The 12,445-nt window shown below is 71.5% G+C and carries 10 protein-coding genes and 1 tRNA gene; 5 read left to right on the top strand and 6 right to left on the bottom strand.

The window, feature by feature from the left end:
* Positions 1-119: 119 nt before the first annotated feature.
* On the top strand, positions 120-515 hold the full coding sequence (locus FB465_RS06600; RefSeq protein WP_145797178.1) for a DUF2267 domain-containing protein: 396 nt from the start codon (positions 120-122) through the stop codon (positions 513-515).
* Between the two features lie 51 nt (positions 516-566).
* Here FB465_RS06600 and grpE read toward each other — a convergent pair whose 3' ends face one another.
* Together grpE and dnaK are read right to left on the bottom strand one after the other, a co-directional pair.
* Positions 567-1,205, bottom strand: coding sequence for a nucleotide exchange factor GrpE (gene grpE / locus FB465_RS06605; protein WP_145788435.1), 639 nt, complete (start codon positions 1,203-1,205; stop codon positions 567-569).
* Complete coding sequence (gene dnaK, locus FB465_RS06610) at positions 1,202-3,067, bottom strand: molecular chaperone DnaK (RefSeq protein ID WP_145788437.1); 1,866 nt, start codon at positions 3,065-3,067, stop codon at positions 1,202-1,204. Before dnaK ends, grpE begins: the two co-directional genes overlap by 4 nt.
* Before the next feature lie 142 nt (positions 3,068-3,209).
* On the opposite strand from dnaK, the gene FB465_RS06615 reads away from it, so the two are divergent.
* Positions 3,210-3,283, top strand: a tRNA-Ala gene (locus FB465_RS06615).
* Positions 3,284-3,309: 26 nt separating this feature from the next.
* Complete coding sequence (locus tag FB465_RS06620; RefSeq protein WP_145788439.1) at positions 3,310-4,680, top strand: SDR family NAD(P)-dependent oxidoreductase; 1,371 nt, start codon at positions 3,310-3,312, stop codon at positions 4,678-4,680.
* A 157-nt stretch (positions 4,681-4,837) separates the two neighbouring features.
* On the opposite strand, the gene FB465_RS06625 is transcribed toward FB465_RS06620, so the two are convergent.
* Genes FB465_RS06625 through FB465_RS06635 form a run of 3 tightly spaced genes read right to left on the bottom strand, consistent with a single transcriptional unit; the run spans position 4,838 to position 8,588 of the window.
* A complete protein-coding gene (locus FB465_RS06625; protein WP_145788441.1) occupies positions 4,838-5,620 on the bottom strand; it encodes a hypothetical protein in 783 nt (260 codons plus the stop codon).
* 50 nt (positions 5,621-5,670) lie between these two features.
* Positions 5,671-7,719, bottom strand: a complete 2,049-nt coding sequence (gene ligA / locus FB465_RS06630; protein WP_145797179.1) for an NAD-dependent DNA ligase LigA — start codon at positions 7,717-7,719, stop codon at positions 5,671-5,673.
* A gap of 44 nt (positions 7,720-7,763) precedes the next feature.
* Positions 7,764-8,588 (bottom strand): ATP-grasp domain-containing protein, encoded by an 825-nt coding sequence (locus FB465_RS06635; protein ID WP_145788443.1) that lies wholly within the window; start codon positions 8,586-8,588, stop codon positions 7,764-7,766.
* 119 nt (positions 8,589-8,707) lie between these two features.
* Between FB465_RS06635 and FB465_RS06640 the strand changes: the two genes are divergently transcribed.
* Both FB465_RS06640 and FB465_RS06645 read left to right on the top strand, forming a co-directional pair.
* Positions 8,708-9,142, top strand: a complete 435-nt coding sequence (locus tag FB465_RS06640) for a GNAT family N-acetyltransferase (protein WP_145788444.1) — start codon at positions 8,708-8,710, stop codon at positions 9,140-9,142.
* A gap of 92 nt (positions 9,143-9,234) precedes the next feature.
* Entirely contained in the window at positions 9,235-9,801 is a 567-nt protein-coding gene (locus FB465_RS06645) for an NUDIX domain-containing protein (RefSeq protein WP_145788446.1), read from the top strand.
* Positions 9,802-9,851: 50 nt separating this feature from the next.
* On the opposite strand, the gene FB465_RS06650 is transcribed toward FB465_RS06645, so the two are convergent.
* Complete coding sequence (locus tag FB465_RS06650; protein ID WP_211785952.1) at positions 9,852-12,242, bottom strand: Tex family protein; 2,391 nt, start codon at positions 12,240-12,242, stop codon at positions 9,852-9,854.
* Positions 12,243-12,445: the final 203 nt, after the last annotated feature.

Raw genomic sequence — 12,445 nt, forward strand, 5'->3', positions numbered from 1 at the left:
GGAGCTGACCCACAGACCTGTCCGGCCCGGGATTTCGGTCGAGGGAGGAGGCCTTGCCCACGGCGACACCCCCGGACCGGGCAGCGGCACGCCAGGGACCTGAAGAGGTGAGTTGGCCGATGGCCATGCGCTGGGAGTCCTTCCTTCAGCGGGTCGAGGAGCGTGGGGAGTATCCCGACCCGAAGCATGCCGAGGAGGCAGTCCGGGTCGTCCTGGGTCTGCTGGGCGCGCATCTGGTGGGTGAGGAGCGCGCCCAACTCGCGGCCCCGCTGCCGCAGCGCTGCTCGATGTTGTTGCTCGCGCCGGCGGCGGCTGCCGAACCACTGGGACCCGAGCAGTTCCTCCGGGCCGCCGCCCCCTGGATCGACGGCGCGAGCCAGGAGACCGTCCACCGGGACGTGGGCGCCGTCCTGAGCGTCGTCGCCGAGGCCGCGGACCCGGAGCTGATGGAGCGCGTGCTGTTGCAGCTTCCGCCCGGCTACGACCTGTTCTTCGCCCGCCCGGACCGGCTCTGACCGGACCGGCTCCGAGAAGGGCCCGCAGCGCGCCTCACCCGTGGTCGCGCCTCACCCGTCGTCCGACCCGGTACGTGGTTCGCTGACCACGACCTGGGCCGGGCGCAGGAGGTGCTGTCCGACCTGGTAGCCGGCTCGCAGCACTGCCGTGCAGGTGGGCCGGTCGACATCGGCGGACAGCACGTCCGTGACCGCCTCGTGGCGGGTGGGATCGAAGGCCTCACCCGGTTCTCCGAAGGACTCCAGCCCGAGGGTGGCGAGCTGGGACCCCAGCGCGTCGGCGACGGCCGCCAGTCCGCCGGAGAGTTCCCCCCGCTCACGCGCCTGGTCGATGGCGTCGAGGACCGGCAGCAGCCCGGTGAGCACGTTGACGACCGCGATCTCGCGGATCGCCAGCCGGTCGCGCCGGACCCGCTTCCGGTAGTTGTCGTACTCGGCCTTGAGGCGTTGCAGGTCGGCGGTGCGCTCGGCGAGCAGCGTCTCCAGCACCGTCGTCCGGTCCATCTCCACCTGGGCGCGTTCGCCCGCCGAGCCGTCTGCGACCTGTCCCGTCGCCCGCTCGTGCTCACGCTCCCTCGTCGGCCGGTCAGGCTCCCGTGGTTGCAGGGTGACCGGGTCGATACGCCGCTTGTCGCGGATCACGATCTCGGACGGCTGATCCCCCGCCCGGGGACCGTCCGGTCGGCTCATCCCGCGCCTCCCTTCGAACTGTCGTCGACGATCTCGGCGTCGACGACCTCCTCGTCACCGCTCTGCCCCGGGCCGGCCGAAGCCCCGCCGCCGGGCTCGGGCCCCGCACCGGCCTGGGACTGGGAGTAGAGCGCCGTACCGATCTTCTGTGCGGCCGTGGTCGCCCGCTCCATGGCCTCGCGGATGGCCGCCACGTCCTCGCCCTTGAGCTTCTCCTTCACGTCGGCGATCGCCGTCTCGACCTCGGTCCTGACCTCGGCCGGGATCTTGTCCGAGTTCTCGCGCAGCAACTTCTCGGTGGCGTAGACGAACTGCTCGGCCTGGTTGCGGGTCTCGGCGGCCTCGCGTCGTTGGCGGTCCTCCTCGGCGTGCTGCTCGGCGTCGCGCATCATGCGCTCGATGTCGTCCTTCGGCAGCGCGGAGCCGCCGGTGACGGTCATCCGCTGCTCCTTGCCGGTGCCGAGGTCCTTCGCACCGACGTGCATGATGCCGTTGGCGTCGATGTCGAAGGTGACCTCGATCTGCGGCAGGCCACGGGGAGCCGGCGGGAGACCGGTCAGCTCGAACATGCCGAGCTTCTTGTTGTACGCGGCGATCTCGCGCTCGCCCTGGTAGACCTGGATCTGCACGGACGGCTGGTTGTCCTCGGCCGTGGTGAAGATCTCCGAGCGCTTGGTCGGGATCGTGGTGTTCCGCTCGATCAGCCTGGTCATGATGCCGCCCTTGGTCTCGATACCCAGGGACAGCGGGGTGACGTCGAGCAGCAGGACGTCCTTGACCTCGCCCTTCAGGACGCCGGCCTGCAGCGCGGCGCCGATGGCGACGACCTCGTCCGGGTTCACGCCCTTGTGCGGGTCCTTGCCGGTGAGCGACTTGACCAGCCCGGTCACCGCCGGCATGCGGGTCGAACCGCCGACGAGGATCACGTGGTCGATGTCGGAGACCTTGATCCCGGCGTCCTTGATCGCGTTGTGGAACGGGCTCTTGCAGCGCTCCAGCAGGTCGGCCGTGAGCTGCTCGAACTGGGCCCGGGTGAGCTTCTCGTCCAGGTGCAGCGGCCCGTCCGCGGACGCGCTGATGTAGGGCAGGTTGATGGTCGTCTCGGAGGCGGAGGACAGCTCGATCTTCGCTCGCTCGGCGCCCTCGCGCAGGCGCTGCACCGCCATCCTGTCCTTGGAGAGGTCGACGCCGTAGCCGTTCTTGAACTGCTTGACCAGGTGGTCGACGACGCGCTGGTCCCAGTCGTCGCCGCCCAGGTGCGTGTCACCGTTGGTGGACTTCACCTCGACGACGCCCTCGCCGATCTCCAGCAGGGACACGTCGAAGGTGCCACCGCCCAGGTCGAAGACCAGGATGGTCTGGTCGTTCTCCTTGTCCAGCCCGTACGCCAGCGCGGCGGCCGTCGGCTCGTTGACGATCCGCAGCACCCTCAGGCCCGCGATCTCACCCGCCTCCTTGGTGGCGGTGCGCTGCGAGTCGTTGAAGTACGCGGGCACCGTGACGACGGCGTCCGTCACGTTCTCGCCCAGATACGCCTCCGCATCCCGCTTGAGCTTCTGCAGCACCCGCGCGGAGATCTCCTGCGCCGTGTACCGCTTGCCGTCCACGTCACCCGCCTCGGGGAAGTGCCACTGCGCCTCGCCGATGTGCCGCTTGACCGAGCGGGCGGTGCGGTCGACGTTGGTGACTGCCTGCCGCTTGGCGACCTCACCGACGAGCACGTCACCCCCTTTGGCGAAGGCGACGACGGACGGCGTGGTCCTGGCGCCCTCCGCGTTGGCGATGACGGTGGGCTCGCCTCCCTCCAGGACGCACACCACCGAGTTCGTGGTGCCGAGGTCGATACCGACCGAGCGTGCCATGTCAGGTCTCCCTCCTGTGCCCGGGAGCCGGGCGGCGTCCTGCCCGGCCCGCACAACAACTCGTAAGACTTGAGTGCGGCCATGTCAAGCATCAGCCGGGCCGGGCGACTGTTCGAGGAAACCCGCTAGGATCCACGTCGCTGCCCGGTGTAGCGCAGAGGCAGACGCACCCCGTTCGCATCGGGGGACACGCCGGTTCGAATCCGGCCCCGGGCAGCATCGAAGGCCCACGGGGAGGGACAGTGCAGCACACCGGGGTGACGGCCGAGGAGTTGGCCGCCTACGCGGAAACGGTCGGCCGGCTGCGGCAGCTGCCCGCCGACCATCCGGTGCGGCTGCGAGCGGAGAAGCTCGCCGAGTCCTTCGTCCGCGAGGGCCGCCGCAAGCGCCGGTCGATGGGGCGTGTCGAGGCCCGCGCGGCGGACGCCGCACTGGCTGCAGAGACCGTCACCGGGGCTCTGGCCCGCCGCGAGGACGCACCACTGGAACTGCCGGAGCAGCTCACGTCGATCGGCCGGCTCCGGCGCGCGCGCCACTGCTATGTCTGCAAGTCGACATACCGGGAGCTCGACGGCTTCTACCACCTGCTCTGCCCCGACTGCGCCGCCGACAACGCCGCCCGCCGCGCGCTCTCCACCGACCTGCGAGGCCGTCGGGCCCTGCTCACCGGCGGCCGGGTGAAGATCGGCTTCCAGCTGGCGCTGATGATGCTCCGGGACGGCGTCGAGCTGACCGTCACCAGCCGCTTCCCGCACGACACCGTACGCCGCTTCCAGGCCGCCCCCGGCAGCTCCGAATGGCTCGACCGGCTCACCGTCGTCGGCATCGACCTGCGTGACCCGCGCCAGGTCCTCGGCCTCTGCGCTCGCCTGCGGACGGAGGCACGACCACTCGACATCCTGGTCAACAACGCCGCCCAGACCCTGCGCCGCCCGCCCGAGGCGTACGCCCTGCTGACGGCCGGGGAGCACGCCGAACTCCCGGCCGGCGTGACCGCCTTCCACGCGCCCGGCTTCCGCCCCATGCCCGCGCTGACGGCCGCCTGGCCCGCTGCCCGGCTGGAACCCTCGGCCATGGCGGGCGAGGTCGCACGGGAGGCGGACGAGGCCGGGCTGCTGCCCGACACCGCGCCGGTCAACTCCTGGTCCGCGAGACTCGGCGAGCTGGACCCGTCCGAGGTGCTGGAGACCCAGCTGGTCAACGCCCTCGCCCCGGCCCTGCTCTGTGACCGGCTGCTGCCCCTGCTGCTCGCCTCGCCGCACCCCAGCAGGTACATCATCAACGTGACCGCCGTCGAAGGCCGGTTCACCGTACGGAACAAGACCGCGGGCCATCCGCACACCAACATGGCCAAGGCCGCGCTCAACATGCTCACCCGCACCAGCGCGGCCCAACTGGCCAAGCAGGGCGTGCACATGTGCGCCGTGGACACCGGCTGGATCACCGACGAGAACCCGGCCCCGAAGAAGTCCTACCTCGCGGCGAAGGGCTTCCGCACCCCGCTGGACATCGTGGACGGCGCAGCCCGGATCTACGACCCGATCGTGCGCGGCGAGGCCGGGGCACCGGTGGCCGGCGTGTTCCTCAAGGACTACCAGGAGGCGGCGTGGTGACCGGGTAACCACAGGAGGGGCGCGGGGAACTGCGCGAGATCGGAAGGCAACGACCTCTGCCCTACCGCTTCCGCGCAGTTCCCCGCGCCCCTGTGGTGGTTTCTCGGCTGCCTAGGCCAGTCCGAAGAACCGGAGGACCTTGGTGCGAAGCCGAACGTCACCACGCGGCGCGGGCTCGGCCACATGGTCGGCCTCGCGTTCGGCCTCGCACGCCGGCTCGGGCGCCATGCCGGCCGCGCCGATGAGCGCCTCCACCGTGCCGGTGAAGCCCGGCAGCAGGTGCGGCGGCGGCCAGATACTCGGCGGGCCCGTCGAAGATCCCGGCCTGCCGTACCCGATGCCGGAACTTGGCGTGGGAGCCGAACTCCTCTCGAAGATCCGCCGGGCAGTCGGCCCGGACGCTGACGGTCCAGCGGGCAAAGCCGGGGAGCGGCACGTCCCGGTGGGCCTGCGCGACGGCCGGCCAGTGCTCATTGCGGATCCGCGCGGCAGCCGCCCGCGCCTGCCTGAACGCCTTCCGGCCCCCGACCTGGTACAAGGCGTCGAGAACATCGGCCACCGGGACGTCCGTCGCGTTCTGCTGCCAGTCCCACGGGGAGCGCCACAGGTGAGGGCTCACCGGCACCGGCTCGGCCAGCTTCGCAGGCTCCGGCGCGAAGGAGACGCCCTCCAGGATGTCCCGCCGCAGGCCCACGGGCAGCGCATCCGTGTACAGCTCCGCGTTGACCTCCGGGTCGTCCTCCTGGAGCATCCACAGCACCGCCGACCCCGGGGCCTGCTGATTCAGGAACGACGTCAGGTCCCAGTCGTACGACGGCGTCGGCCCCACCTCGCCCTCGAAGGGCATCCGCAGGCGGTGGCAGACCCGGCGGGCGGCCGGCTCCTCGAGCAGCCCCAGCAGATAGCGCACGCTCCGGGTGGTCCGCTCGTCCGGTCTCATGGTGCCCCCTCGTCTCTCGGACGCACATGATGCCAGGACCCTTCGGGCGGTCAGTTCAGGAACTCCCCGACCAGCTCCGCGAACTCCTCCGGGTTCAGCACGCGCACCCCCAGCTCCTCCGCCTTGGCGCGCTTGGATCCCGCCTTCTCCCCCGCGACGAGCAGCGAAGTGCGCTTGGAGACGCTGGAGGAGGCCTTGCCGCCGGCCCGCTCGATCAGCTCGTTCACCTCGGTGCGCGACAGCTGTGCGAGCGGGCCGCTCATCGTGCCCGTCACGACCACCGCCTGGCCCGCCAGCGGCCCCTCGGCCACCGCCTCCGCCCCTGCCCCTGCCCCTGCCCCGGGCCGAGCCGTCACGGCTTCGCCGACCCCCACCCCGAGGAGCGCCAACTTGTCCAGCACCGGAGCGAGTTCGGCAAGCTCCGCGACGACCACCGCCGCCTTCTCCGGACCGATCCCGTCGACCTCGGCGAGTTCGTCCACGCCCGCCGCCCGGATGGCGGCCATGCTGCCGAAGTGCTGCGCGATCCGCCGCGACATCGAACGGCCCGTACCGCGCACGCCGAGCGCGCAGAACACCCGGTGGAGCGGCTGCGCCTTGGCCGCCTCGATCGCGGCGATCAGGTTGTCCGAGCTGGTCGCGCCCATCCGGTCCAGCGTCAGCAGCTGTTCCCTGGTGAGGAGGAAGAGGTCCGCGACGTCGGCGACCAGCCCGCGATCGACCAGCTGCACGGCACGTGTCCCGCCCAGCCCCTCGATGTCCAGCTGGTCCCGACCGGCGGCGTAGCGGATCGACGCCACCGCCTGGCAGCCGCGCCCCCGCACACAGCGCCAGCGCTGCTGGGAGGTGTCGATGGCGTCACCGCAGCGTGGGCACACCTCCGGGAACTCGATCGGCTGCTCCGCCCCCGTGCGGAGCTGGACCAACGGCGCCTCCACCCGGGGAATGACGTCCCCGGCCCGGTGGACGGAGACCTGATCGCCGATCAGCAGCCCGCGCCGGGTGATGTCGGCCGGGTTGTGCAGGGTCGCGTACGTGACCGTCGCGCCGTCCACCACGACGGGCTCCAGCACGGCCCGGGGTGCGATGACACCCGTCCGGCCGACGTTCCACTCGACCGCGAGCAGCCTGGTGACGCGGTGCACGGCGGGCAGCTTGTAGGCGATCGCCCAGCGCGGCGCCCGGGAGCCGGACCCGGCCAGCTCCTGGTCCGCTGCCGCGTCGGCCTTCACCACGATGCCGTCGATCCCGAACGGCAGCTCCGCCCGTATGCGGGCGATCTCCTCGATCCGGGCCTGTACCTCGGCCACCGTCTCACAACGGCGCGGCTGTGCGGCCGTCGAGGCCGCCGTGTTGGCACCCAACTCGGCGAGGCGGCCGAGCAGTTCGCTGTGGGCGAGGCCGCCGGCCAGGCCCTGCGCCCCGTACGCGAAGAAGGTCAGCTCGATCCGGTACGGGCGGTCCTTGGCCCGCAGGGTGCCGGCGGCGCCGTTGCGCGGGTTGACGAAGGGGGCGGCGCCGTGTGCGGTGCGGGTCGTGTTGGCCTGCTCGAACTGGTCCTGGGTGAGCAGGACTTCGCCGCGCAGCTCGGCGTCGACGGGCTCGGCGAGGGTCTCGGGCAGACCGAGGATGCTGCCGCCGGCGTGGGAGATGTCCTCACCCGCGAGGCCGTCGCCCCGGGTGATCAGCCGGGTGAGCCGCCCGGCGCGGTAGCGGGCTGCGACCGCCAGGCCGTCCAGCTTGGGCTCGACGCACCAGGCGGCCACCGGGCGCCCTAGCCGACGCTCCAATCCGGCGGCCCAGGCGGCGAGTTCCTCGACCGAGAAGACGTTGTCCAGGCTCAGCATCGGCGCCGAGTGCGGGACGTCCCCGGAGGCCGTCCCGCCCGCGACCTTACCGGTGGGCGACTGCGGCAGGACGTGCTCCGGATGGGCCGTCTCGTACGACTCGATGGCGCGCACCAGTTGGTCGTACACATCGTCGTCCAGCGGTGTGGCGCCGTCGGCGTAGTAGGCCGCGGCGGCCCGGGCGGCGGTGGCGACCGCCTCGGTATAGGCGGCCTGGGAGGCGAGAGCAGTGGCGTCCGTCATGGGGAACATTCTTCCGGGTGCCACTGACATCACCCCTGGTCCACCGCCGTGCACTAGCCGAGCAGGGAGCGCACCGAGGCGGTCACGTCCGCGAGGAAGGCGGTGCGGGTGGCGGGGTCGACGAGGTCGAGGGAGAGGTAGGGGTTCAGGTCCTCCAGCTCGACGAGGAGCAGCTCGCCCTCGGGGGTCCGGCAGGCGTCCACGCGCTGGATGCCGTGGTCCAGGCTGTTCCACTCGACGAAGCTCTGGGCGAACTCCAGATCCTCGGCGCTGGGGACGTACCGCTCCAGGACCCAGCGCTCCTCCGGCCGCGGGGCGTACAGGGCGTACTGGAAGGTGCGGCCCACGAAGTAGAACGAGACCTCGTACCGGAAGCGGATCCGCGGCTGGACGAGGGCGCCGTCGAAGGCCAGCTCCGGCAGCCGCTCGGGGGTGACGAACTCCATGCCGATGGAGTCCGCGCCGAGCTTGGGCTTGACGACGTACTCGGCCGCGGCGGGAAGCCGGTCGAGGTCCTCCGGGCGGTCGATGGTGGGGATGACCGGGTACCCGGCGGCGCTCAGGTCCAGCAGGTACTGCTTGCCGGCCATGTCACCCCGCCCGGTCAGCGGGTTGAAGACGAGGGTGCCGCGGTCCAGTGCCTGGACGCGGAAGGCGTCGTACGCCTCCTGGTAGTGCAGGACGGGCCCGCTGTTGCGGACCACGGTCACGTCGAAGCCGTCCATCAGCGCGGCCGCGTCCAGCGGGTGGCACAGGGCGACGGTGAAGTCCTCCCGGAGCCGGGCCGACAGGTGGATGTCCTCGTCGCAGTACCGGCGCCCCTTGGCCGGGTAGGTGAGGTCGGTGACGTAGAGGACGCTGGGCCGGGGGTGGGACATGCCAGTCCTCCAGGTTGAACGTTGCACGATTGCCTGGGGCCAATCTACGCAGCTTCCGGCCGGGCCGCGGCGCCCGGGGATAGGGTTCACCGTCCAGGCCCGCGCGTGAAAGGCAGCACATGGTCAGCATCGGCAAGCTCGCCCCGGAGGACCGCGCCGACTGGGAGAGCCTGTTCCGTGGCTACATCGACTTCTACGAGCGCACGCTCCCGCCCGAGATGTACGACCGGGCCTGGACGGAGTTCCGGAAGGACACCCGGATGCACGCTCTCGGCGCGTGGCTCGACGGCAGGCTGGTCGGCATCACGCACTTCCTCGTGCACGCCAGCACCTCGGCGCCGGACGTGTGTTACCTGCAGGACCTGTTCACCGCGCCGGAGGCCCGGGGCAGGGGCGTGGCGCGGGCGCTGATCGCCGCGGTGACCGAGTGGGCGCGCACCCAGGAGTGCAGCCGGGTCTACTGGTCCACCCAGGAGACCAATGCCACCGCCCGCCGCCTCTACGACCAGGTGGCACTGAACCGGGGCTTCATCCTCTACCAGATCAACCTCTAGGCGAGGGGCCCGCCCAGCCCGCTGCCGGAAGCCGCACCACCGGACGGATCGTCAACCCTCTCACGGCCCATCGCTGGGACTACGATCACTGAATGACGGACACCACGGACAGAGCAGGGGAACTCGCGGACCTGGCGGCCCGGTTCCCGCACTTGCACGCCCCCCAGCGTTGGGCCTGGGGCGGTATCGACGCGCAGTTCTCCGCGGAGCTGCCGCCGGACGAGCTGATCACCAACATCCACCTGGTCGGGTTCTCCGACGACAAGGTGGTCCTGTGCCGGGACGCGCGCGGCCACTGGTTCCTCCCGGGCGGCACCCGCGAGGCCGCGGAGAGCATCGAGTCCTGCCTCGTCCGTGAGCTGCGCGAGGAGGCCGGCGCCCGGCTGGCCGGGCCCCCGGTCTGGATCGGGGCGCACCGCTGTGTGACGGACAGTCCGGTGCCGTACCGCCCGTGGCAGCCGCACCCGGAGAAGGCCTGGCTGTGGGGCTGGGCCGAGGTGACCGTGGACTCGGAGCCCACCAATCCGGCCGACGGCGAGCAGGTGGTCGAGGTCCGGGCGATGACCGCCGACGAGGCCCGGCGGCTGCTGGTGCGCGGTCGCGACGAGTGGTGGAGCGAACTGCTCACCCTGGCCATCGAGTCACGCGCCCGGGGCTGAGCGGGGGATGGGCCGGTGGCGCACACGCGCCACCGGCCCCCTCAACTTCCTCAGCGCCTACCGGAGTTGCCGCCACCGGTCAGACCGGCCCGGCGCAGCGCGTCGGCCATCGCGCTGTTGCCGACCGGCGCCTGACCGCCACCACCGCCGCCACCACCACCACCGCGCCGGTCCTGGCGCGGCGGACGCGGTCCGCCTTCGCGCCGGCCACCGCCCTCCCGTCGGACACCGCCGTCCCGCCCGCCCTCGCCACCGTTAGCAGCGGGGCGTGAGACCTCGTCGTCCAGACGCAGCGTCAGGCCGATGCGCTTGCGCGGCACGTCGACCGAGGTGACCCGGACCCGGACGATGTCACCGGGCTTGACCACCTCGCGCGGGTCCTTGACGAAGTTCTTGGACAGCGCCGAGACGTGCACCAGGCCGTCCTGGTGCACGCCCACGTCCACGAAGGCGCCGAAGGCGGCGACATTGGTCACCACGCCCTCCAGCACCATGCCGACCTCCAGGTCGCCGATCTTGTCGACGCCCTCCTTGAAGGTGGCGGTCTTGAAGGCGGGACGCGGGTCGCGGCCCGGCTTGTCCAGCTCGCCGAGGATGTCGGTGACGGTGGGGATGCCGAAGGTGTCGTCCGCGAAGTCGGCGGGCCGCAACGCGCGGAGGGCGGTGCCGTTGCCGATCAGCGAGCGCAGGTCCCCGCCGGTGGCGGAGAGGATGCGCCGCACCACCGGGTACGCCTCCGGGTGGACGCTGGAGGCGTCCAGCGGGTCGTCGCCGCCGGGGATCCGCAGGAAGCCCGCGCACTGCTCGAAGGCCTTCGGGCCGAGCCGGGCGACGTCCTTGAGCGCGCGGCGGGTGCGGAACGGGCCGTTGGTGTCGCGGTGCGCCACGATGTTGTCGGCGAGTCCGGCGGTGATGCCGGAGACCCGGGTGAGCAGGGGCGCCGACGCGGTGTTGACGTCCACGCCGACCGCGTTGACGCAGTCCTCGACCACCGCGTCCAGCGAGCGGGAGAGCTTCACCTCGCTGAGGTCGTGCTGGTACTGGCCGACACCGATCGACTTGGGGTCGATCTTGACCAGCTCGGCCAGCGGGTCCTGCAGGCGCCGGGCGATGGAGACGGCCCCGCGGATCGAGACGTTGAGGTCCGGCAGCTCCTGGGAGGCGTACGCGGAGGCGGAGTACACGGACGCGCCCGCCTCGGAGACCATCGCCTTGGTGAGCTTCAGCTCGGGGTGGCGCTTGATCAGGTCCTCGGCCAGCTTGTCGGTCTCGCGGGAGGCGGTGCCGTTGCCGATCGCGACCAGGTCGACGGAGTGCCTGGCGGCCAGCGCGGCGAGGGTGGCGATCGAGGCGTCCCACTTGTTGGCCGGCTGGTGCGGGTAGATCGTGTCGTGGGCGACCACCTTGCCGGTCGCGTCCACCACGGCGACCTTGACGCCCGTACGGAAGCCGGGGTCGAGGCCCATGGTGGCGCGGGTGCCGGCGGGGGCGGCGAGCAGCAGGTCGCGCAGGTTGGCGGCGAAGACCCGGACGGCCTCGTCCTCGGCCTCCTGGCGCAGCCTGGTGCGCAGGTCGATGCCGAGCCGGACCAGGATGCGGGTGCGCCAGGCCCAGCGGACGGTGTCACCGAGCCACTTGTCGGCCGGGCGGCCCCGGTCGGCGATGCCGAAGCGGGCGGCGATCCGCTGCTCGTAGTCGTTCTCGCCCGGCAGGTCTCCCTCGGTCCCGTCGTACGGGGAGAGCTCGAGGTCGAGGGCCTCCTCCTTCTCGCCGCGCAGCATGGCCAGGATGCGGTGCGAGGGGAGCTTGGTGTACGGCTCGGAGAAGTCGAAGTAGTCGGCGAACTTGGCGCCGTCCTGCTCCTTGCCCTCGCGGACGGTGGCGACCAGGCGGCCGCGCGACCACATCCGCTCGCGCAGGGTGCCGACCAGGTCGGCGTCCTCACCGAAGCGCTCGACCAGGATGGCGCGGGCGCCCTCGAGCGCGGCGGCCTGGTCGGCGACGGACTCGTTCAGGTACGCCGAGGCGGCCGCCTGCGGGTCGAGCCCGGGATCGGCGAGCAGGGCATCGGCCAGCGGCTCCAGGCCCGCCTCGCGGGCGATCTGCGCCTTCGTACGCCGCTTGGGCTTGTAGGGGAGGTAGATGTCCTCCAGCCGGGCTTTGGAGTCCGCGGCCAGGATCTGGGCGCGCAGGGTGTCGTCCAGCTTGCCCTGGGCCTCGATGGACTCGAGAACAGCGGCCCGGCGCTCCTCCAGCTCCCGCAGGTAGCGCAGCCGCTCCTCCAGACTGCGGAGCTGGGCGTCGTCGAGTTCGCCGGTGGCTTCCTTGCGGTAGCGGGCGATGAAGGGGACGGTCGCGCCGCCGTCGAGCAGGTCGACGGCCGCCTTCACCTGCCCTTCGCGGACGCCCAGCTCTTCGGCGATTTTGCGTTCGACTGGCATGGTCACGAAGCCGGCCACCTTCTCCTGGGTTCAGCTCAGAGTTTCGCCCTGCATTCTGGCAGGTGCGGGGCCCGTGAAAGGTGTGACCGTGTCCTCCGGGTCACGTGGCGCGTTGTGCTGACGGTCGGTGACACGCAGCTCAGCGGTGATCATCTGACCAGATTTGTCTGATATGAGATAGATCACACAGAAACCTTCATGTG

Origin of the sequence: Kitasatospora atroaurantiaca (assembly GCF_007828955.1) — a bacterium.
GTDB lineage: Bacteria > Actinomycetota > Actinomycetes > Streptomycetales > Streptomycetaceae > Kitasatospora > Kitasatospora atroaurantiaca.

What these genes read in the sequence shown, in the direction of transcription:
- FB465_RS06625 (WP_145788441.1), bottom strand. Translation starts at nt 5,620, where the DNA reads ATGAGACCGGACGAGCGGACCACCCGGAGCGTGCGCTATCTGCTGGGG.
- FB465_RS06635 (WP_145788443.1), bottom strand. Translation starts at nt 8,588, where the DNA reads ATGTCCCACCCCCGGCCCAGCGTCCTCTACGTCACCGACCTCACCTAC.
- FB465_RS06600 (WP_145797178.1), top strand. Translation starts at nt 120, where the DNA reads ATGGCCATGCGCTGGGAGTCCTTCCTTCAGCGGGTCGAGGAGCGTGGG.
- dnaK (WP_145788437.1), bottom strand. Translation starts at nt 3,067, where the DNA reads ATGGCACGCTCGGTCGGTATCGACCTCGGCACCACGAACTCGGTGGTG.
- grpE (WP_145788435.1), bottom strand. Translation starts at nt 1,205, where the DNA reads ATGAGCCGACCGGACGGTCCCCGGGCGGGGGATCAGCCGTCCGAGATC.
- FB465_RS06640 (WP_145788444.1), top strand. Translation starts at nt 8,708, where the DNA reads ATGGTCAGCATCGGCAAGCTCGCCCCGGAGGACCGCGCCGACTGGGAG.
- ligA (WP_145797179.1), bottom strand. Translation starts at nt 7,719, where the DNA reads ATGTTCCCCATGACGGACGCCACTGCTCTCGCCTCCCAGGCCGCCTAT.
- FB465_RS06645 (WP_145788446.1), top strand. Translation starts at nt 9,235, where the DNA reads ATGACGGACACCACGGACAGAGCAGGGGAACTCGCGGACCTGGCGGCC.
- FB465_RS06650 (WP_211785952.1), bottom strand. Translation starts at nt 12,242, where the DNA reads ATGCCAGTCGAACGCAAAATCGCCGAAGAGCTGGGCGTCCGCGAAGGG.